Raw genomic sequence first — 19,470 nt, forward strand, 5'->3', positions numbered from 1 at the left:
ACGTCTCTCAAAGCTAGGGTGCTGACAGAAATTCAGGGGGGATTGAATGACTTTGAAGTGGGTCAGCCGCGCATTCGTTGCGGGCATGTTTGCAAGCACATCGATCGCAGCTCACGCAGCCACGCTGGAGCAGCCGCGCTATGAACCGGCACCAAGCTGGGTAGAAGCGCGCCAGCTAGACCCCGTCGGTGAGGGCGACAAGACCGTGCTGCTGCTGGTCGACAGCCAGATTCGCGTCGAGGACGATCGCTCCGTCGAATATCGCGATCTCGCCTATCAGGTCGTCTCGCCGGAAATGCTTTCCCGGCTCGGCAATGTGAAAGTGGAATGGCAGCCCGACGTTCAGGACGCGCTGATCCACGCCGTTTCGATCGTTCGCGGTGGAGAGACCGTCGACGCGTTGAACGGCGGCAAATCGGTCGAAGTGATCCGCCGCGAGGCAGACCTGGAAAAACAGTCATTGGACGGCAAACTGACCGCGACAATGCAACTGACCGGCCTGCAGCTTGGGGACGTCGTTCGCGTAACCTATAGCGTCGTTTCTTCCGATCCGGCGCTTGGAGGTAATGCGGAGGGTCTGGAGAGCCTGCCCGTCGCACCGATCCAGGTCGGCCAGTATCATTTTCGCCTGCTCTGGCCCGAAGCGAAGGCACTGCGCTGGACGGCCGACACGGAGCTGAGTGAAGAGAGCAACGGATCGGTGCGCCAGATCCGTTTCGACGGGATGCTGCCCAAACTCAAGGACCAGCCCGAAAACGCGCCCGCCCGTTTTGTCCAGCCGCCCAAGGTCAACTATACCACCTTTCCGGACTGGCAGAGCGTCAGCCTTTCGGTTGCCCCGCTCTACAACGATCATGCGAAGCTAGTTCCCGGCGGCCCACTATCCCAGCGGGCCGCAGCGATCGCTGCCGCGCATGACAACCAACTGGATCGCATGGCTGCCGCTGTGGAGCTCGTGCAGGATGAGGTGCGCTATCTGTACGAGGGGATGGAGTTCGGCAATTACACCCCGCAAGATCCGGCAGTCACCTGGGAAAAGCGGTATGGCGACTGCAAGGCGAAATCGCTGATGCTCCTCGGCCTGCTACGCGAACTCGGCATCGAAGCGGATGCGATGCTCGTGCGCGCCGAGGATGGCGATATCGTGGGCGAACTGCTGCCTGGGCTATACGCTTTCAACCATGTGGTGGTTCGCGCAAAGGTGGACGGGACCGACTATTGGCTCGACGGCACGATGCAAGGCACCACCCGCGCCAATATTGCCGACGTCGCCAACTTCGCCAAGGCACTTCCACTGACCGAAGCCGGAAGCGACCTCATCGACGTGCCGGTTCGTCCGATGAGCGAACCGACCCAAGTTCTGGAACGCGAGCTGGACCTGAGTGCAGGAGTCGGGTTCCCGGGCATCGACAGCATCACGATGCGGTTCCGGGGGCCGACCGCCACGCAGCTGCTTGCCGCACAGTCCAGCCTCGACAAGAAGAGCTTCGACGACGTGCTCGACGGGATACTTAGTTCGGCAGGCAATGACGGCGCAGTCTTCGAACGCTCGCTTCATTTCGAGGATGACGGCCAGACTGCCATTGTAAGCGGAAAGGCTCTCGAAAGCTATTACTGGCAATGGGAGGATCGCCGATATCAGACGCAGCTCAATCCGCCTGTAGAGAATTTCACGTTCGACGCCGATCGCGGGCGCGCCGCCTGGTCTCACATTCCGGTAATGGTCAACCATCCGCTTTATCAGGCGACCACGGTCAGGCTGTTGCTGCCGGAGATGGCCGAACCGTTCGAACTGCGCGGCGCGGCAAAGTTCGATGGCCGGATCGCGGGATATCAGTTTCATCACGACTATGAGCTTGCCGGGCAGATATTGACGGGCGACATGATGTATCGCTCGGTCGCGGCCGAGATTGCGGCATCGGAGCTTCCTGATGTCCGCACGCGGATTGCAAAGGCCAAGGCGGACAAGCTTCGCCTGCTCGTCCCCGCCAGCCTGACCAGCAAGACGCTCGCCATCCGTCAGAATGTGAAATCACCTGCGGTCAAGCGGCTTCGCGACGCCTATGCCGCCGCCATTGCCCAAGCCGATGACGACGATTTGCAGGCCTATCGCAACAGGGCTTCCTTTCTGACGGGTATCGGTGAGCATGCGGGTGCTGCGGACGATCTTACCAAGGTGCTTCAGCAGGAACCGAGCGTTGCAGACTATATCTGGCATGCACAGCTGACCGAGGTGGACGATCCCGAAGCCGCGCTGCGATCGATTGCCAAAGCGCGCGAGCTGGAGCCCGCTTCCGCGAACGTCATGAACGGGCTTGCGAAAGTCCTATGGCTGAACAACCGGCCGGACGAGATTCTTCTGGCTGCAGACGAGTTCGAATCGCTGGGCGTCGAAAAAACGGATGTGGACATGGTCCGCGCCACCGCAATGGCCTTGGCCGGCCGGGAGGGAGAGGCGGTTGCGCTGCTCGATGCCGCATTCGAGGAGAAGCCGGGCAACGCCGCGCTGTATCGCGCACGCTGTTCGCTCAAGGCGCAATATGGCCTTCAGCTGGAAAGTGCGCTGAAGGACTGCACACGGGCGACGGAGCTTAGCGAGAACAGCTCCAGCGCGCTGGAAGACCGCGGCCTCGCTTATTGGCGCATGGACCGGAAAGACGCTGCGATCGAGGACTGGCGCTCGGCGCTCCTTACCAACCCCGATGCACCGCATGCACGCTGGCTGCTTGGCCTCGCCCAAGGCGGTAAGGCTGGCGCGCAGATGCAAAGGGAAGCGATCCTCATGGACGAAGAGCTTCCGCTGGAACTAAAAAATTGGGGCCTCGCCGACTGATCCCGGCAAGGCCCCGAACATGGTCTGAAACAGTGACGGGGCTCGGCCCCGTTGCTGGCGGGATCAGTCCCGCGCAACACCCGCAGAACGCGCGGGAGCGGCAGCCGTGACGCGCAGCGCCTCGGCGGACTGGCTGAGCGAGCCGACTTCCTCGATCTCATCATCATCGTCGACCTGCACCTTCTGCAGCGACTGGACGAGGCCTTCTTCGAGATGCTTCGGCTTCACCGTCTGTTCGGCGATTTCGCGCAGCGCCACGACGGGGTTCTTGTCACGATCGCGGTCGACGGTGAGGTCGGCGCCGCCGGAAATCTCCCGCGCGCGTTCTGCGGCGAAGAGTACGAGATCGAACCGGTTCGAGACCTTGTCGACACAATCTTCAACGGTAACGCGCGCCATGACGGCTCCTATAATCTGGGATATACGGGATTTTTGACTGGCCGCAGGTAGGGATCGTACCAGCCAAAGTCAAGCGTGGCAGAGCCGGAATGGCCCCTCGGCTTATCGGGCGGCGGGCGTATTGCCCGCTGCCGCTGCGCTTGGCTTACCCGCGGGCGTCACGCGCCAGATGACATTGCCGACATCGTCGCTGACGAGCAGCGCACCGGTCTTGTCCGCGGCTAGCATTGTGGGCCGCCCGTGCGCATTACCCTCCGCATCCAGGAAGCCGGTCAGCACCTCGATGGGCTTGCCTTGCGGTTCGTTCCCCTGAAACGGCACGAAGATCACATCGTAACCCGCTGCGGGCACGCGGTTCCAGCTGCCGTGACGCGCCACGAAGGCACCATTGCCGAAGGGGCCGCCAAGCTTTGCCTGGCCGGCGAACAGCAAACCCAAAGGCGCGACATGCACGCCGAGGGAATAATCCGGACGCCGCTCATATTGCCGCTTGTCCGGAGCGGGGTCATCCAGCCGGGGGTCGGTATATCCGCCCCAATAATGATAGGGCCAGCCATAGTCCGAACCGAAGTCCACCAGCGCGAGATAGTCGGGCACCAGGTCAGAGCCCAGCATGTCGCGCTCGTTCACCGTGGTCCAGAGTTGATCAGTGCCGGGATGGAACGCCAGACCCACCGGGTTGCGAAGGCCGATGGCGTAGGGAATCGCCTTTCCGGTGGCCAGATCATACTGGATCACCATCGCGCGGCCCTTTTCGGTATCCATGCCATTCTCGCCGATATTGCTGTTGGAGCCGACCGCGATATACAGCTTGGTCTCGTCCGGCGAGACCGCGAGATTGCGGGTCCAGTGATTGTTGGGTGCCTTGGCATTCAGGGCATAGATTTTGCGGCCCTTCGCGGAAATCTGCGTATCACCCTGCGCATAAGGAAACTCAAGAAGCGCATCGGTATCGGCCACGAAAAAACGGTCGCCCACCAGCGCCATGCCGAAGGGGGAGTTCAATCCTTTGAGGAACGTCGATCGCAGATCCACCTCCCCGTCCCCGTCGCTATCGCGCAGCAGCGTGATGCGGTTTGCAGACGGCGTGGCCGCGCCCGCTTTGCCGAGCAAATGCTTCATCACCCAACCCTCGATGCCGCCGTTCTCACGCGGAGGACTGTTGGTTTCAGCGACCAGAATATCGCCATTGGGCAGCGTGTAGAGATTGCGCGGATGATCGAGATCGACGGCGTAGCGCTCCACCTGGAGCCCTTGCGCTGCGGTCGGCTTCTGATCCGCCCCCCAGCGCGCGACTTCGGCAATATTCACCGTCGGCACCGTCTGGGGCCGGGGTTCACCAAGCACGGGATCGCGCCCCACCATCTGATCCATCGGTACCTGCGCCTTGTCAGGCCGGGTCAGCCAGAAGGCGACGCCGATCGCCAGGATGACAGCAATGATGGTGAGATTTCGGATATGTTTGCGCATAGTATGGAATTACGCTGCGCGGGCGTGGCTGGCAAGCAGCGCCCGGCCTCATCGTGCCGGGAAAATCGCTCAGCGCTTCGAGCGGTCGACCAGCCAGATGGCAAGCGCGATGGCACCGCCAATCAGCAGCCCGCCGATCATGTACAGCGATGATTGTCCGCGGAATATCCCGATGATCGCACCGATCAGCAGCCCGGCGGCGATGAAGAAACCGCCCGCAACGGGATTTTTGGAAGGAGGATTGGCCATACCGAACCGCTTGGCATGCCGGGCCCGGGCGGACAAGGCCTGCTATGAAGAAGTCGTCAACCAAACTGCTCCACGGTTCTTGCACGGCTGACCGCTAGAGCCGTTGTCTGTCGGTCGGACCGATCCTTTTACACATCGATGGAGTATTCATGCAGGCACCCACTTTCCTGAAGCGCGACGACGTGGCCGAAGCGGAACTGCTGATGCGCAGTTTCGGACGCGCGGCAGGACTGGAAGCAGCCGAGCGCGCGGAAAGTAGCCGCAATATCGGAAATGCCCTGCAATTCTGCCGGTGGCGTCAAATCGAGCGGCTGATCCTGTTTCTTTCCGCACCGCAGGTGACCGGCACCGTGCACTGAGGAGAGAACACGCGCCTTAGAGCCTCAAACCCTCTGTTTCCGGCTGCCCGGTCATCAGGTTGAGGTTCTGCACGGCCGCGCCGCTTGCCCCCTTACCGAGATTATCAAGCATAGCGATCATACGGGCCTGGCCGCCGTCACCGCTTGAAAACACATAGAGGTCGAGCCGGTCGGAGGGTTCCTGATCCTTCGCGATCAGCATTTCGCCGACGCCATCGGTTTGCTTGACGGCGACAAGGCGCTCACCGTCATAATGTTCGGCAAGTGCTTCTGCGAGGTCCTCCGCACGCCCCTTGGCGCCCATTGCCGCGAGCGGCAACGGCACCTCGACGAGCATTCCGCGAAAGCCCGGCACCACGGCAGGCGCAAAAATCGGCGTTTCAGCAAGGCCCGCATGGGCTTTCATCTCCGGCAGATGCTTGTGCTCCAGCGTCAAACCATAGGCGCGAAAAGCAGGCGCCTCGGCCTGCTCATAGCGCTCGATCAACGCCTTGCCACCGCCGGAATAGCCGGAAACCGCGTTCACGCTGTAGGGCCAGTGGGCCGGCAATAATCCGCGCGCGACCAGCGGCGCAACAAGAGCGAGAAAACCGGTGGGGTAGCAGCCGGGGTTAGATACCAGCCGCCCATTCTCGATCGCCGCGCGCTGGCCTGAGTTCAATTCAGCAAAGCCATAGATCCACGCCGGATCAGTCCGGTGCACGCTCGATGCGTCGATAAAGCGGCTGTCCGGGTTGCCGAGCGCCACAGCGTCACGCGCCGCATCATCGGGCAGGCACAATATGGTGACGTCGGCCGAGGCGATAGCGTCGCGGCGGGCCGCGACGTCCTTTCTGCGCTCATCTTCCAGCACGATCACCTCGAACGCCGCGCGACCGCTCAAGCGCTCGCGGATTTCAAGTCCGGTCGTACCGGCGGCTCCATCGATGAAAACGGTGTTCATAGTACTGCCCCATCCAGCGCGAGCGAATAACGCGATGGTGCGCCGTTAGCGGAGGAGCGGGCCTACTGGCAACGCCCCCGCCGCGGCGCGACTAGTGGTTCGCGAAGCTTGGTGCTTCGCCGCGGGCCGGGAAGCCCTTGTCGCGCTTTTCGGCATCGGACTTGATGAACCGCTCAAACCGATCGAGGAAGCTTGCGCCCTTGTCGGTCCCCACCACAAAGACATTGCGCCCATCCGCCTCGTCTCGCTGCCGACGCAGATAGCCAAGCTGCCCCAGCTTGTTGAGCGCACGCGTGATGACAGGCTTCGAGACCTTGAGCTTCTCCGCCAGTCCGCGAACCGTGTGCGGTCCGCGACGGGTATAGACGGTGAATATGATGGCCATTTGGCGATTGGTGAGGTCAGGATCACCCGAGCGCACATAGGCAATCAGGGTATCCATCCAGTCCAACATAGAGTCCGTGGTGGAAAGCGGATTCTGGTCCATCAACATATCGCAAAGAACGGCTTGTGCGGGAAATGGTTTCCTTGCCGTTATATTCGTTCGCGGCTTGCGACCGCTGCTTATCCGTAACGGTTTTTCAGATAACGGAAGCTGGCACGCAGACCGAGTGCTTCCCCGCCCTTGGGCCGTCCGGGCTTGGCCGATGGACGCCACGCAAAGGTGTCAAAATGCGCCCAGTCCGCTTTTTCCGGTGCAAACTTCTTCAGAAACAGCGCAGCCGTGATCGATCCGGCGAACCCGCCGCTGGCGCTGTTCACGCAGTCGGCGATGTCGCTGGAGAGCATCTCCATATAGCCGTCCCACAATGGCAGCCGCCATAGCGGATCGCCCTCCGCCTCGCCGCCTTCGGTGAGGCCTGTCGCAAGAGCGTCGCCATTGGCGAACATCGCCGGCAGATCGGGGCCGAGCGCAACCCGCGCCGCGCCGGTAAGGGTGGCGAAGTCGATCACCAGTTCCGGATTGTCCTCGCCAGCCTTGGTGAGCGCGTCGGCCAAGATCAGCCGTCCTTCTGCATCGGTATTGTCGATCTCCACCGTGGTGCCGCTGCGCGCGGTGATGATGTCGCCAGGTCGCAGGGCGTTGCCCGAAATGGCATTTTCGACGGCGGGTACCAGCATATGGAGGCGCACCGGAAGGTTCGCTTTCATCACCAGTTCGGCGAGCGCGAGGGCGTGGGCGGAGCCGCCCATATCCTTTTTCATCAGCCGCATACCGGTGGACGATTTGACGTCGAGGCCGCCCGAATCGAACACGACGCCCTTACCGATGATCGCCAATTTGGGATGATCCTCCCGCCCCCAGCGCAGCTCGATCAGCCGGGGCGCGTGCTCGCGCATCGCAGCCTGACCGACCGCGTGGATCAACGGATAACCGGTCTCCAGCGCATCGCCGCGTGTCACCTCCACGCTGCCGCCATGCGCCTTGGCAATGCGTTCGGCTTCCGCTTCAAGCGCGGGCGGTCCGCAATCGACTGGCGGCGTGTTGACCAGATCGCGCACCAGCGCGGTCGCCTCGGCCAACATGACCATCTCGTCGATCTTCGCAGGCTCATCGGTGAGCAGCACGCGCGGCCCTTCAGAAGGGTCCTCGAGATAGCGCGTGAATTTGTACTGGCCCATCAGCCAGCCGAACACGGCAGCGCCGGGATGTCCGTTAGCAAGCTTGTAAGTGCCCGCAGGCAGCGTCTCCGACAGCTTGGCGAGACACCAGGTCGAAAGCGCATCGCCGTCTTCCACCCCTGCGACTACGGACCAGCTATCGCCTTCGCCTGGAAGGATCGCGAAAGTGGCGGGCTCTGCCTTGAAGCGGTGTGCAGCCATCGCGGTACGTTCCCGCGCGCTGCGGCTCTTGGACCATTGTTCGAAACCGTTCGTCGAAACGCAATGGATCGGCACGGCGTCCTGGCCGTTGTCGGGGCGAATGAGCTGGCTGTATTGTGTCATGCAGAATCCTTAAACCCGGACCGAGCCCGATGCCCAGCCCCGTCCACCGGAGAAAATCGATGCGAAGTTTGTCCCTTGCCCTGGTGGTTACGCTTGGCGTTGCAGCCTGTTCCTCCGGCGATGCCGTGCAACAGGATGAGCAGACCAGCCCGAAGGCAAGCGCTCGCGCTGAAGCGTCTGCCAAGGAAGCCGGTGCCGTCGCTAAGGCTGAAAGCGACACCAACGGCGCGCAGGGGTCGGCCTGGGACTACAAACAGAAAAACGACCTTTACGAATTCGAATATAAATTCCCCGCCGTGGCGCCAAAGCTGGCCGCCATTTTGAAGAAGGAAGCCGAAAGTGCGGAGGCACAGCTGAAGGCCGATACGAAGCAGGCCAGTATCGACGCGAACAATAGCGACTTTCCCTATCGCCCCTATGACCTGATGTACGTCTGGCAGCAGGTGGCCGATATCCCCGCTTTCCAAAGCCTTTCGGCGCAAATCTACAGCTTCTCCGGCGGTGCGCACGGTAACACCGCTTATGACAGCCTGGTATGGGATAAGGCGGCTGGCCGGGAGCTTAAGCCGATTGATTTCTTCACTTCCTCATCCGCCCTGGGCGCCCAAATTCGCCAGACCTATTGCAAGAAACTGGATGCCGAGCGCCGCAAGAAACGCGAAGGCGATCCGGGCGATCCCAACGGCATGTTCAACGAATGCATCGATCCGATGGAACAGACGCTGCTGCTGGGCTCGTCCAACGGCAAAAGCTTCAATCGGCTGGGGATCATCGCCGGGCCCTATGCCGCCGGCCCCTATGCCGAGGGCAGTTACGATGTCACTCTGCCGGTGACGCAGACCATTCTCGATCAGGTGAAGCCCGAATATCGATCCGCCTTTTCCGTGATGCGTTGATCCTTACTCCGCTGCGGCCATGATGGGCGGGGCGTGCTCCGCCTGTCCGGCCTGGTGGAACACCAGCTCGCCATCGTCGATCGGGTCCTTCAGCAGGATTTTCCGGTCCAGCAGATAGTCCTGATTGAGCTTCCACGGTTGGCGCGATCCGCTCTTGGGCAGGATATCCATCGATCGCTGGAAATAGCCGGAGGAGAAATCGAACGCCGCCTCGGCTTCCACCGATCCGTTTGCGGGCAACGTCGGGACCGCATAATCGCCTACACGCGCCTCGACGGTGTTGATGAACCGGCAGAAATAGCGCGCCACGATGTCCGCCTTCAGCGTCCAGCTGGCATTGACGTAACCGAACACGGCCGCAAGATTCGGAATCCCGCTGAACATCGATCCCTTGTAATAGATCCGATCGGCGAAATTCACCGGCTCCCCATCAATATCGAAAGCGATCTTGCCGGCCACCGCCAGCTTCAGGCCGGTGGCGGTAACGATGATGTCCGCATCTAGATGTTCGCCCGATTTCAACTGGATCCCGGTCTCGTCGAAATGATCGATATGGTCGGTCACGATACTGGCATCGCCCGCCTTCAACGCCTCGAACATGTCCGCATCGGGCACCAGGCAGAGCCGCTGCTCCCACGGATTATAGGGCGGCGTGAAATCCTTCTCGTCCATCTGCCCGCCCAGCGCCTCGCGAATCTTGCCGTGCAGAAACTCGCCGACCTTGCCGGGCTTGGACCGCGCACGGTTGAAGAAGAAGCGCTGCAACAGCACGTTGCGCTTGCGGATCAACTTGTAGGCCGTGTTGTCGGGCAGGACCTTGCGCAGACCATTGGCGATCGCGTCCTCGGACGGGCGGATCGCATACCAGGTCGGTGTGCGCTGGAGCATCGTGACATGCGCCGCTTTCTTCGCGATCGAGGGCACCAGCGTAACCGCCGTGGCGCCCGATCCAATCACCACCACTCGCTTGCCCAAATAGTCGAGATCGTCGGGCCAGAATTGCGGGTGGACGATTTGCCCGCCAAATTCCTCGCGCCCTTCGAAATGCGGTTCGTGGCCTTTGTCGTAATCATAATAGCCGGAGGCCAGGTAAAGATACCGCGCGCTGAGCCGTGTGCGTTTCCCCTCCCCATCGACGGATTCCAGCGTCCATAAAGCGCTCTCGCTCGACCATTCGGCAGTCGACACCTTCTGGCCGAAGCGGATATGCTGCTCGATGTCGCGCTCTTTGGCGATCCGATGGATATAATTCCAGATCGAAGGGCCGTCGGCGATCGCCTTCTGCTCTGTCCAGGGTTCGAAATCGAAGCCCAGCGTGTGCATGTCGCTGTCCGATCGGATGCCGGGATATTGGAACAGGTCCCAAGTGCCGCCCAGATCGTCGCGCTGCTCGAGGATGGCGAAGGTCTTGCCCGGACAGTCGCGCTGCAGATGCACTGCCATGCCGATTCCCGATAAACCCGCGCCCACGATCAGGACGTCGAATTGCTGTTGGCTCATGTCACACTCTCCTCGATGGCGGAGTGTATAGGTTGCATTGCAGGACGCAAGTCGCAGCGGGCGATTCGCAGGAAGCGACGCTTATTGCGAATGGAAAGTCGCGAGGGTCCCTATACGGATAGGCCTGTTCAGCTCCGCTCGGCCGCTTGTTGCGAATGGGCAAGCGGCGCGGGCGATAGAAGGTCATCCTGCCGTTTTACGCCCTCGTGGCGCGGTAGGACAGCGCCCCCTGCCCGCGCCTATTTCGTCAGCCAGATTTCGCCATAGCCGTTGAATGCGGGCGCGATCTTGTGCTTCAATTCGTGAGCGTCCGAAAAGGCCAGGTTCGGGAAGCGATCGAACAGCATCGGCAGCGCGATGCGGCCCTGCGCGAGCCCCAGTTGCGCCCCCAGACAATAATGCGCGCCGCCGCCGAAGGCGAAATGCGTGATCTCGTCCCGGCCAATGTCGAAGGCCTGCGGATTTTCGTTCAGCGCCGGATCGTAATGTGCGCCGAATAGCGAGAGGTGGATGGTCTCCCCCTTGGCGATGCACTGGCCGTTCACCTCCATGTCCTCCGGCGCGGTGCGCAGGCACTGGGCCACCGGCGGCTCGACGCGCAGCACCTCGTCCAGCGCCTTGTCAATCAGCGCGGGATCGCCTTTCAGCTTGGCGAGCTGATCCGGGTTCTGCAGCAGCTTCACCACGCCGCTGCCGATCATGTCCGTTGTCGTACTGTTGCCAGCAATCAGGAGCAGGCGGATCAGCAGCACGATATCGCGCGTGGTCAGCGTGTCGCCTTCTTCCTCGGCGCGGGCGAGGCCGGAGATCAGATCGTCCCCATCGCCGCCGCGGCGCTTCTCCACTTCGCGTGCCAGATAATCGGCAAGCGACGTGGTGCCTTCTTCGTAAAGCGCCGTCTGTTCGGCGGTGCGGAAGGGATTGAGCGCCTGCATGCAGCCCAAAGACCAGCGGCGGAAATCCTTGCGGTCCGCCGGATCGATGCCGAGCAATTCGGCCATCACCGTGGTGGGCAGCGGAGAGCCGAAGACGGCGACGAAATCGAACGGATCGTCGGCCGCTTCGATATCGTCGGCCAGCGTAGCCGCGATCGCCTCGATCCGCGGCAGCAGCGCATCGACGGCGCGCTTGTTGAACGCCTTCAGCACCAGCCGCCGCTGGCGCGCATGGTCCGGATCGTCGAGCATCAGCAGCGACAGCTCCTTGCTGTTCGCGCCGTAGAGCGTCTTAGTGAACGTCCCTTCATTGGCCTTGGCCGGATCGACCACCAGGCTGCGATCCTTCACCAGCCGCTCCACCTCATGCCCGCCGGTGACGAAATAGCGGCCGAGCTGCTGATCGTGATGCACCGGCTCCGCCGCGCGCAGGCGATCAAGTGTCACCCAAGGCGTTTCGCGATAGGTCGGGTCGATCGCGGACAGGGCGTAGCCCGTCGGCAGCGTGGTTTCGTCGGTCATCTGATATTGCCCCCTTCTCTCGATCGTTCGTGCTGAGCTTGTCGAAGCACCGTTCTTCTATGCGGAGGGTACGAAGAAGGACAGCCCTTCGAAAAGCTCAGGGAGAACGGAGGCCTGATTCGGCCACGGAAAAAGGAAACGTCATTGCGAGCGAAGCGAGGCAATCCAGGGTCTTCGCAGCGCTGCATACGCCCTGGATTGCCGCGTCGCCTGCGGCTCCTCGCAATGACAGGGTGCGGAGGTTAGGCAGGCACCCCGAACAGATCGTGCTCGTCCGCCTCTTCGATTTCCACGTCGAGGATATCCCCCGGCTTCATCTCGCCCGAAACGTTGCGCAAATAGACATGTCCGTCGATTTCCGGCGCGTCGGCCTGGCTGCGGGCGGTGGCGCCGATATCGCCGTCTTCATCCGCCTCACCGACTTCGTCCACGATCACGGGCAGCGTGCGGCCGACCTTGGCCTGCAGCTTCGCGGCCGAGATCGCCGCGGTCTTTTCCATGATGCGGGCAAAGCGTTCTTCCTTCACCTCTTCCGGCACCGGATCGGGCAGCGCATTGGCTGCAGCGCCCTCCACCGGTTCGAAGCGGAACGCGCCGACGCGGTCCAGCTGCGCCTCGTCCAGCCAGTCGAGCAGATACTGGAAGTCTTCCTCCGTCTCGCCGGGGAAGCCGATCACGAAGCTGGAGCGGACCGCAATGTCCGGGCAAACCTCGCGCCAGGCCTTGAGGCGGCCGAGCACTTTTGCCTCGTTCGCGGGGCGCTTCATCCGCTTGAGCACGGACGGCGCGGCATGCTGGAACGGGATGTCGAGATAGGGCGTCAGATAACCCTCGGCCATCAGCGGGATGACTTGGTCGACATGGGGGTACGGGTAGACATAGTGCAGCCGCACCCATGGCGGCGCGCCGTCGATGGTGCGAAGCTGACCCAGTTCGCGCGCCAGATCGGTCATATGCGCGCGCACTTCGCGGCCCTTCCAGGCGCGGGGCTCGTGCCGGGTGTCGACGCCATAGGCCGACGTATCCTGGCTGATGACGAGCAGCTCCTTCGTGCCCGCCGCCACCAGCTTTTCCGCCTCGCGCAGCACCGCGTCGATTCGGCGGCTGGCTAGATCGCCGCGCAAGGACGGAATGATGCAGAAGCTGCAGCGGTGATTGCAGCCCTCCGAAATCTTCAGATAACTGTAGTGGCGCGGCGTCAGCTTGAGCCCGCCGATGGTGTCCAGGTTCGGGATCAGATCGACATACGCCCCGCGCGCAGGCGGCGCCGCTTCGTGCACCGCGCCGACCACATCCTCATATTGATGCGCCCCGGTGATGGCGAGCACGTCCGGAAAGCGCGCGCGAATAGCGTCGGCTTCATTGCCCATGCAGCCGGTCACGATCACGCGGCCATTGGCGTTCATCGCCTCGCCGATCGCCTCCAGACTTTCCTCCTTGGCGGAATCGAGGAAGCCGCAGGTGTTCACCAGCACCACGTCCGCGCCTTCATAGTCGGGCGCCATGTCGTAACCGTCTGCGCGCAGGCGCGTGAGGATGCGTTCGCTGTCCACCAGCGCCTTGGGACATCCCAGCGAGACCATGCCCACCTTGGGCGGCGTTTCGATTTTCGTTGCCATGATGCGGGCGCAGATAGGCGCGAACAGGTGAAATGTCACCGTTCTCCTGATAGAAGGTTCATCGCTTCTGCTTCCGCCGGAGCGATGCAGCTATCAAGGAACAGGGCCGCCGCCATGAACATTCTCATCATCCTGCTCGCCGCGCTGGCCGCGTTTCTGGTGGGCGGGCTGTGGTACGGGCCTGTCTTCGGCAAGGCGTGGATCCGGCTGATCGGCAAGGCGGCGGACGGTCTGCCGGCGGGAAACATGTTGAAGATCTACGGCCTCGCCTTCCTGTTTGCGCTGCTTCAGGCGACGATGCTCGCGCATATGTTCGATCGGCTGGGCGATCCACCCTTCCATATCGTAATGATGATTTCCTGCGGTCTGGCACTGGGCTTCGTGATCCCGGCGATCGGCACGAACTATCTGTTCCGGCGCGAACCGGGGAAGCTGTTCTTTATCGATGCCGGATACTGGCTCGCCTTCTACGCCGCGATGGGGCTTGTGTTCGCACTATTGGGGTGAAATCCTCGTCGACGGACCGCTAGCGGCGATCAGAGCGGCTCGTTTACATCCCCCTGGGACGCCTCGGCACGCTGCTTCTTTTGCTTCTCGACATGCTCGATCGACACCTTTTTAGCCGGATCAAAGAAGATCGAAAAGGCGATGCCGAAGGCCAGAGTTGCAGCTCCCATCCCGCTTTTCCGACTAGATTTGAAGCGCCGCAAGACCATCGGCATGGCAAACATGCACGCCACGAAAGCGATCAGCGCGATAAGCCAGTCCATGCCATCATGAGACAACAGTAATCACGGGATGTCAATTCTGCTGGACTTTGGTGTAATCAGGTCAGTGACTTTCGATAGCCCGTTAATGCGCTTTTATTTTTCTGCGCTTGTCCCGGTTCCGGCGACGATCTCCACAACCGTATCGCCCGCCTGCATGGACTGGGCTTCTTCCTGCCAGAAACCGAAAGGCTGTCCGTCCCGGTAGAGCCGCACGCCGACGCCGGTTTTCAGCGCCGTCATCGGCTGGCCATATTCCTCCGGCTGGATCGCGCGTTCGGCCAGCGCCACGCGGCCCGTTACGGAGGCGAGGTCCGAGATATAGTCGGCGATATGTTCGCCGTGGCAGCTTCCCGCCAACAGCAAACCGGCAAAGTTCACCGGGTTGATGACGTTGTTCGCGCCTGCCTGCCGCGCGAGCAGCTCGTTGTCCGATGCGCGCACGACCACGCTGATTGGCACGTCCGGTGCCAGATGGCGAACGGTCAGCACGATCAGGATCGAGGTATCGTCGCTGCCCGCCGATACAATGACCGAGGCCGCCGTGCTCACGCGCACGTCGGTCAATGTCTGGTCGCGCGTCGCGTCCGCGGAAAGGACGGTACAGCCCATGCTTTCCGCCGCGGCGGTTGCATCGGGACTCTTGTCGACCACCACGATCGACTTCGGATCCTGCCCGCGCTCCAGCAACTCCTTGGTCGCCTCCTGCCCGCTGACCCCGAAGCCCGCGACCACGATATGGCCGCTCAGATTACCCTGCAGAAGTTTCATACGCCATTTGTCCCAGGTACGCTTGAGCACGAAATTATAGGCCGTGCCGACGAAAATCAGCACCACGAAGACGCGGATCGGTGTCACGATCAATGCATCGAACAACCGCGCGCGCTCCGTGACGGGCGCGATATCGCCATAGCCGGTGGTGGTGATCGATATCATCGTGAAATAGACGACATCGAGGAAACTCACCTCGCCATCATAATTATCCTGAAGGCCGGTCCGGTCGAACCAGTGCACGGCCACGGCCAGTCCGATCAGGAAGAAAACGAACAGCACGCGCAGCATTGCATCCGCCCAGACGGGCAGAGAGCTCTTGCGCGTCAGCATCGCGGTGCGGCTGCGCTGGCGCGAACGGACGCTGCTTTCTCTTGATCCATCAACCATCAGCTGCTCGGCAACTTGCTGGCGGGATCGATGGGTTTGCGCTTCTGGCGGATCTCGAAATGCAATTGGGGCTCACTGACATAACCGGTCTGGCCAACGGTGCCGATCGGCTGGCCGGCGCCGACCTTTTCGCCGCGCACCACGTCCAGCCGGCCCAGATGACCGTAAGCGGTAATCCAGCCGCCGCCATGATCGATCAGCACAAGCCCGCCGAACACGCCGATTTCATCGCCTGAATAGGCCACCACACCGCTGCCTGCGGATAGCACCGGCGTACCCGCCTTGGCCGCGATATTGATGCCGTCATTGATGCGCCCATCCTTGTTCGAACCGAAGCTGGAGAGCAGCCGCCCGCGCACCGGCCAGGCAAAGCGTCCATTGAAAACGGCAGGCTGCGCGATCGCGGTGGCCACGGCCTGCTGCGGCTTGGCGACGGCGGCGGTAGCGCGCCGTCCTTCCGCCAGCGCAGGCTGGCTGCCGGTGACGATATCGTCGATCCCGATGCTGAAGGCAGCGGCGCGGCGCTCCAGAGCGCTGGCCTGATCGGAAGTAACAGCGGCGGGCGCTCCAGACGGGATGGGTGCGGCGGCGGTGCGGATAGGCTGCATCGCGGTAGCGCTGTCGGGCACCTGCAGCTTCTGCCCGATGCGCAAAATGTAAGGTTCCTCCAGCCCGTTCAGCGCAACCATATCCGCCCAGCGCACGCCATAGGCCTGCGCAATGGCAATGCCAGTCTCTCCAGCGGCAACGCTGTGATAGCGCCCGCCGGGAATGATGAGGCGCTGTCCCGGATAGATAGTGAACGGCGGCGGCAGATTGTTGGCGGCAGCAATCGCCTCCGATCCCGCGCCGGTGCGGTTGCCGATCCCGCGCAGCGTATCGCCCGCGCGCACGACATATTCGCCAGGCTTCACGGCGCTGTCCCGCTTCACCACCTGGCCGCCGTCCCATGTGGGACGCGGCGGGGCGACGAGCGCGCCGTCATTGGTTTCCAGAAGCGGACCGGGCTTGAAAGGGGTGGACGCCGGCGGTGCGGCAGCGCGGCGTGCGGGGGCCTGAACGGACGGAATGCAGGCGGACAGCATGGCAGCCGCCACTCCCGCGCCCATCGCTCCCCTTATCGCGCTCATTCCCCTCATCGACACAGCTTCTAGGCTTGATCGCGCCCTTTTGCCAATGGCCTAGAGACCCGAATAGGCGTCCGCGAGACGCCCGAGCGAGGCGTCGTGCGTCAGATCCAGCTGCAACGGCGTGATCGATACGAAACCATCGCCAATCGCCTCCAGATCGGTTTCCTTGCCTGGCGTATGCTCGACGCCCTGCAGGCCGAACCAGTAATAGTCATAGCCGCGCGGATCGGTGCCCTTGACGATGCTGGAGCGGCGATAATCGTGAAACCCCTGCCGGACGATGCGCACGCCCTGAACCGCATCGGCGGCGACCGGGGGGAAATTGACGTTGACCAATGTACGGCGCGCGAAGTCCATGTTCAGCAGCGGACGGATAACCTTGGCACCCCAGTTGCGCGCCGCGGCGAAGGGCACTTCATCGCCCATGCCTTCCTTGGAATAGACCTGGCTGAGCGCGATCGACCGGATACCGGCCAGCGCGCCCTCCACGGCGGCGGAGACGGTGCCTGAATAGGTAACGTCATCGCCAAGGTTGGCGCCGCGATTGACGCCCGACAGGATAAGGTCCGGGCGGCGATCCGCCCCCAGAACCTGGCTCAGCCCCATCATCACCGAGTCGGTGGGCGTACCGCTAACAGAGAAGCGCCGCTCACCATGTTTGCGCAGGCGCACCGGCCGCGTCAGCGTGAGCGAATGGCCCGCGCCGGACTGCTCCTCGGATGGGGCGACCACCCAGATGTCGTCCGAAAGCTCTGCCGCGATTTCCTCCAGCACCTTGAGGCCGGGGGCATGGATGCCGTCGTCATTGGTCAGAAGTATCCGCATGGACACGGCCTATGCCGCCCGGCGATTGGCCTGGCAAGGCAAGCTTCCGGCGCCGTTTTTGAAACCGCCCCGGCCCTGCGCCGTTGATACGGCAGAAGGAGAAACAAAAAATGCAAATACCCCATGATGCCGCCGTTCTGGTCTGCGACGGAGAAAAGCTGCTCTGGCTGCGTAACGAGGGCGATGCGGATTATCCCAACCTTGAGGTTGAGGGAAAGCGCAAGGAAGATAATCCGCCGGACCGCGAACTGACCGCCAATCGCCGTGGCCGCGTACAGGAAAGCGCCGGACATGGCCGCAGCGCCTATGAGGAAACGGACTTCCATCAGCTAGCCGAAGATCGCTTTGCCGCGGACGCTGCCGAAATGCTGAAGAGCCGGGCGCTCAAGAACGAATATGAGAAGCTGATCGTCGTCGCCCCGCCGCGCACTCTTGGAGAAATGCGCAAGCATTATCATGTCGAGGTGGAACAGCGCCTGATCGGCGAAGTGGACAAGGAATTGACCGGCCATCCGCTCGACGAGATCGAGAAGATCATCAAGGCGAGCTGAGTTCCAACCCGCTAGCTTGACTGCCGAACAAGAAAGGGCGGCCCTTCGAGGCCGCCCTTTTCATGTGCGTAACCGGTAGAAAAAGGATCAGGCGGCGCGCGCCTGTCCTCCCTTTTTCGCGAACTTGCGGCGAGCAAAGAGAGCCGCAGCGCCTGCGCCGAACAGAAGAACCATCGGCGGAGCGGGAACGTCGGTACCGCCCGTCGAACCACCGGTCGATCCACCCGTCGAGCTGGGATCGCCGGGGTCTTGCGGGTTACCGCTATTGTCACCCCAATCATCGGTGGAGCCGGACGAGGTGTTCTGCCCCTGGCCTTGACCCTGACCCTGACCTTGGCCCTGCCCTTGAGCCTGCCCCTGGCCCTGCTGCTGTCCTTGAGCCTGGCCTTGCTTCTGATCCTGGTCCTGATTTTGACCCTGATGCTGGCTTTGCTCGTTCTTGTTATTGTTCTCGTTTTCGTTGTTGTTGTAGTTGCCGTTTTTGTTTTCGTTATTGTTTTTGCTGCTATTATCGTTGTTGTTTTCGTTATTATTCTCGATCGAGCCTTCGTTCTTGTTGTCGATATCGATATTATTGCCGTTATCGACGTTATTCTCATTCTTGTTGCTGTTATCGACATCGACGTCGACCTTGGCACCGCCGGTCGAGCTGCTCGTCGAGCTGGTGCTGGAGAGCTCCACCTTCGTGCCGCCGGTGGAGCTGACGACGATACCGCCGCCACCACCGCCGCCGCCGCCAAAGAACCCGCCGAAGAAGCCTCCACCGCCGAAGCCGCCGCCGACGCCGCCCGATCCACCGACCGCAACGGGAATGCCGCCACCGCCGCCGATGAACTCGCCGCCGCCTTCAAACGCAGGGGGGAGCGGGGCGTAGGGGACCGGCACTGGCGGGAGCGGCTGCGCGCCCTGCGATGCGACCGTCACCACCGTGGGCGTGGCCGCACAGCTGGTGGTGGTCGTGGTCTTCGTCACCTTGGTGCGTTTTACCTTCCGCGCGGCGCCATGCTTAGAGATGGTGCGGCTGCGCTTCACCAGCTTGGTGGGATAGCTTTCCTTCGCCACCTGCTGCTCATGCTGCTCCTGCGCGGTTGCGGGGCTATCCGTGATCTGCATGGCTCCGCCGCCAATGATCGCACCCCCGCAGGTGCATGCACAAAGTTTCGCAAGGGCCATCCGTACCGACATGATATCTCTCTCTCGTTGCGCGGAGGGTAAGAGCGGTCGATCCACCCATTTCCGCCTCTCGATATGTCAGGCAAGCCAGAAGATTGGGTTAAGCTCAACGCGATTAACCGCAAATCCTAACGCTTTGCTGTCCCGAAACGAACAAATCGGGGGACGATCTGGTTTCTGTCCCGAACTGG

19 protein-coding genes are annotated in these 19,470 nt (G+C 62.1%); 5 read left to right on the forward strand and 14 right to left on the reverse strand.

Going from position 1 to position 19,470, the window contains the following annotated elements; genetic code table 11:
* Nucleotides 1–46: 46 nt before the first annotated feature.
* Nucleotides 47–2,833 carry a DUF3857 domain-containing protein gene (locus I6A82_RS13960; RefSeq protein WP_198095356.1) on the forward strand — a complete coding sequence of 929 codons (2,787 nt, stop codon included), beginning with the start codon at nt 47–49 and terminating at the stop codon, nt 2,831–2,833.
* 63 nt (nt 2,834–2,896) lie between these two features.
* Here the strand turns inward: I6A82_RS13960 and rpoZ are convergent, their stop codons facing one another.
* The 3 genes from rpoZ to I6A82_RS13975 form a co-directional block, all read right to left on the reverse strand.
* Nucleotides 2,897–3,232 (reverse strand): DNA-directed RNA polymerase subunit omega, encoded by a 336-nt coding sequence (gene rpoZ / locus I6A82_RS13965; RefSeq protein WP_187334382.1) that lies wholly within the window; start codon nt 3,230–3,232, stop codon nt 2,897–2,899.
* A gap of 102 nt (nt 3,233–3,334) precedes the next feature.
* The gene (locus I6A82_RS13970) at nt 3,335–4,702 is read right to left on the reverse strand and encodes a PQQ-dependent sugar dehydrogenase (RefSeq protein ID WP_198095357.1); all 1,368 of its coding nucleotides are present in this window, start codon (nt 4,700–4,702) and stop codon (nt 3,335–3,337) included.
* Nucleotides 4,703–4,771: 69 nt separating this feature from the next.
* Entirely contained in the window at nt 4,772–4,951 is a 180-nt protein-coding gene (locus I6A82_RS13975; RefSeq protein ID WP_187334384.1) for a hypothetical protein, read from the reverse strand.
* 149 nt (nt 4,952–5,100) lie between these two features.
* On the opposite strand from I6A82_RS13975, the gene I6A82_RS13980 reads away from it, so the two are divergent.
* Entirely contained in the window at nt 5,101–5,310 is a 210-nt protein-coding gene (locus I6A82_RS13980) for a hypothetical protein (RefSeq protein WP_198095358.1), read from the forward strand.
* Between the two features lie 16 nt (nt 5,311–5,326).
* Here I6A82_RS13980 and argC read toward each other — a convergent pair whose 3' ends face one another.
* The 3 genes from argC to I6A82_RS13995 form a co-directional block, all read right to left on the reverse strand.
* On the reverse strand, nt 5,327–6,253 hold the full coding sequence (gene argC, locus I6A82_RS13985; protein WP_198095359.1) for an N-acetyl-gamma-glutamyl-phosphate reductase: 927 nt from the start codon (nt 6,251–6,253) through the stop codon (nt 5,327–5,329).
* A gap of 91 nt (nt 6,254–6,344) precedes the next feature.
* The gene (locus tag I6A82_RS13990) at nt 6,345–6,740 is read right to left on the reverse strand and encodes a MarR family transcriptional regulator (RefSeq protein WP_232343460.1); all 396 of its coding nucleotides are present in this window, start codon (nt 6,738–6,740) and stop codon (nt 6,345–6,347) included.
* 77 nt (nt 6,741–6,817) lie between these two features.
* Nucleotides 6,818–8,200, reverse strand: a complete 1,383-nt coding sequence (locus tag I6A82_RS13995) for a leucyl aminopeptidase family protein (RefSeq protein WP_198095360.1) — start codon at nt 8,198–8,200, stop codon at nt 6,818–6,820.
* 59 nt (nt 8,201–8,259) lie between these two features.
* On the opposite strand from I6A82_RS13995, the gene I6A82_RS14000 reads away from it, so the two are divergent.
* On the forward strand, nt 8,260–9,096 hold the full coding sequence (locus tag I6A82_RS14000) for a DUF4163 domain-containing protein (RefSeq protein ID WP_198095361.1): 837 nt from the start codon (nt 8,260–8,262) through the stop codon (nt 9,094–9,096).
* A 3-nt stretch (nt 9,097–9,099) separates the two neighbouring features.
* Here I6A82_RS14000 and I6A82_RS14005 read toward each other — a convergent pair whose 3' ends face one another.
* The 3 genes from I6A82_RS14005 to rimO all read right to left on the reverse strand — a co-directional run bounded on the left by I6A82_RS14005 (nt 9,100) and on the right by rimO (nt 13,672).
* Nucleotides 9,100–10,596, reverse strand: a complete 1,497-nt coding sequence (locus I6A82_RS14005) for a flavin-containing monooxygenase (RefSeq protein WP_198095362.1) — start codon at nt 10,594–10,596, stop codon at nt 9,100–9,102.
* 239 nt (nt 10,597–10,835) lie between these two features.
* Nucleotides 10,836–12,053: a cytochrome P450 gene (locus I6A82_RS14010; protein ID WP_198095363.1), complete on the reverse strand. Its 1,218-nt coding sequence runs from the start codon at nt 12,051–12,053 to the stop codon at nt 10,836–10,838.
* 242 nt (nt 12,054–12,295) lie between these two features.
* A complete protein-coding gene (gene rimO / locus I6A82_RS14015) occupies nt 12,296–13,672 on the reverse strand; it encodes a 30S ribosomal protein S12 methylthiotransferase RimO (RefSeq protein ID WP_198095648.1) in 1,377 nt (458 codons plus the stop codon).
* Nucleotides 13,673–13,786: 114 nt separating this feature from the next.
* Between rimO and I6A82_RS14020 the strand changes: the two genes are divergently transcribed.
* The gene (locus tag I6A82_RS14020) at nt 13,787–14,179 is read left to right on the forward strand and encodes a DUF1761 domain-containing protein (protein ID WP_232343461.1); all 393 of its coding nucleotides are present in this window, start codon (nt 13,787–13,789) and stop codon (nt 14,177–14,179) included.
* Nucleotides 14,180–14,208: 29 nt separating this feature from the next.
* On the opposite strand, the gene I6A82_RS14025 is transcribed toward I6A82_RS14020, so the two are convergent.
* From I6A82_RS14025 to surE, 4 genes are all read right to left on the reverse strand, one after another.
* Nucleotides 14,209–14,442: a hypothetical protein gene (locus tag I6A82_RS14025; protein ID WP_198095365.1), complete on the reverse strand. Its 234-nt coding sequence runs from the start codon at nt 14,440–14,442 to the stop codon at nt 14,209–14,211.
* Between the two features lie 93 nt (nt 14,443–14,535).
* Complete coding sequence (locus I6A82_RS14030) at nt 14,536–15,600, reverse strand: potassium channel family protein (protein ID WP_198095366.1); 1,065 nt, start codon at nt 15,598–15,600, stop codon at nt 14,536–14,538.
* Nucleotides 15,600–16,709, reverse strand: a complete 1,110-nt coding sequence (locus I6A82_RS14035) for a LysM peptidoglycan-binding domain-containing M23 family metallopeptidase (protein WP_232343462.1) — start codon at nt 16,707–16,709, stop codon at nt 15,600–15,602. The genes I6A82_RS14030 and I6A82_RS14035 overlap by 1 nt, the downstream gene beginning before the upstream one ends.
* 72 nt (nt 16,710–16,781) lie before the next feature.
* The gene (gene surE / locus I6A82_RS14040) at nt 16,782–17,555 is read right to left on the reverse strand and encodes a 5'/3'-nucleotidase SurE (RefSeq protein ID WP_187334395.1); all 774 of its coding nucleotides are present in this window, start codon (nt 17,553–17,555) and stop codon (nt 16,782–16,784) included.
* A gap of 110 nt (nt 17,556–17,665) precedes the next feature.
* On the opposite strand from surE, the gene I6A82_RS14045 reads away from it, so the two are divergent.
* On the forward strand, nt 17,666–18,106 hold the full coding sequence (locus tag I6A82_RS14045; protein ID WP_187334396.1) for a host attachment family protein: 441 nt from the start codon (nt 17,666–17,668) through the stop codon (nt 18,104–18,106).
* Between the two features lie 87 nt (nt 18,107–18,193).
* Here the strand turns inward: I6A82_RS14045 and I6A82_RS14050 are convergent, their stop codons facing one another.
* Entirely contained in the window at nt 18,194–19,219 is a 1,026-nt protein-coding gene (locus I6A82_RS14050; RefSeq protein ID WP_232343463.1) for a hypothetical protein, read from the reverse strand.
* Nucleotides 19,220–19,470: the final 251 nt, after the last annotated feature.

The sequence above is a fragment of the Novosphingopyxis sp. YJ-S2-01 genome (genome assembly GCF_016093175.1).
In the GTDB taxonomy this organism is placed as follows: domain Bacteria; phylum Pseudomonadota; class Alphaproteobacteria; order Sphingomonadales; family Sphingomonadaceae; genus Novosphingopyxis; species Novosphingopyxis iocasae.

Bases quoted from the DNA above. Each gene is read 5' to 3' on its own strand.
- I6A82_RS13960 (WP_198095356.1), top strand. From the start codon at position 47: ATGACTTTGAAGTGGGTCAGCCGCGCATTCGTTGCGGGCATGTTTGCA.
- rpoZ (WP_187334382.1), bottom strand. From the start codon at position 3,232: ATGGCGCGCGTTACCGTTGAAGATTGTGTCGACAAGGTCTCGAACCGG.
- I6A82_RS13970 (WP_198095357.1), bottom strand. From the start codon at position 4,702: ATGCGCAAACATATCCGAAATCTCACCATCATTGCTGTCATCCTGGCG.
- I6A82_RS13975 (WP_187334384.1), bottom strand. From the start codon at position 4,951: ATGGCCAATCCTCCTTCCAAAAATCCCGTTGCGGGCGGTTTCTTCATC.
- I6A82_RS13980 (WP_198095358.1), top strand. From the start codon at position 5,101: ATGCAGGCACCCACTTTCCTGAAGCGCGACGACGTGGCCGAAGCGGAA.
- argC (WP_198095359.1), bottom strand. From the start codon at position 6,253: ATGAACACCGTTTTCATCGATGGAGCCGCCGGTACGACCGGACTTGAA.
- I6A82_RS13990 (WP_232343460.1), bottom strand. From the start codon at position 6,740: ATGGACCAGAATCCGCTTTCCACCACGGACTCTATGTTGGACTGGATG.
- I6A82_RS13995 (WP_198095360.1), bottom strand. From the start codon at position 8,200: ATGACACAATACAGCCAGCTCATTCGCCCCGACAACGGCCAGGACGCC.
- I6A82_RS14000 (WP_198095361.1), top strand. From the start codon at position 8,260: ATGCGAAGTTTGTCCCTTGCCCTGGTGGTTACGCTTGGCGTTGCAGCC.
- I6A82_RS14005 (WP_198095362.1), bottom strand. From the start codon at position 10,596: ATGAGCCAACAGCAATTCGACGTCCTGATCGTGGGCGCGGGTTTATCG.
- I6A82_RS14010 (WP_198095363.1), bottom strand. From the start codon at position 12,053: ATGACCGACGAAACCACGCTGCCGACGGGCTACGCCCTGTCCGCGATC.
- rimO (WP_198095648.1), bottom strand. From the start codon at position 13,672: ATGGCAACGAAAATCGAAACGCCGCCCAAGGTGGGCATGGTCTCGCTG.
- I6A82_RS14020 (WP_232343461.1), top strand. From the start codon at position 13,787: ATGAACATTCTCATCATCCTGCTCGCCGCGCTGGCCGCGTTTCTGGTG.
- I6A82_RS14025 (WP_198095365.1), bottom strand. From the start codon at position 14,442: ATGGACTGGCTTATCGCGCTGATCGCTTTCGTGGCGTGCATGTTTGCC.
- I6A82_RS14030 (WP_198095366.1), bottom strand. From the start codon at position 15,600: ATGGTTGATGGATCAAGAGAAAGCAGCGTCCGTTCGCGCCAGCGCAGC.
- I6A82_RS14035 (WP_232343462.1), bottom strand. From the start codon at position 16,709: ATGGGCGCGGGAGTGGCGGCTGCCATGCTGTCCGCCTGCATTCCGTCC.
- surE (WP_187334395.1), bottom strand. From the start codon at position 17,555: ATGCGGATACTTCTGACCAATGACGACGGCATCCATGCCCCCGGCCTC.
- I6A82_RS14045 (WP_187334396.1), top strand. From the start codon at position 17,666: ATGCAAATACCCCATGATGCCGCCGTTCTGGTCTGCGACGGAGAAAAG.
- I6A82_RS14050 (WP_232343463.1), bottom strand. From the start codon at position 19,219: ATGCAGATCACGGATAGCCCCGCAACCGCGCAGGAGCAGCATGAGCAG.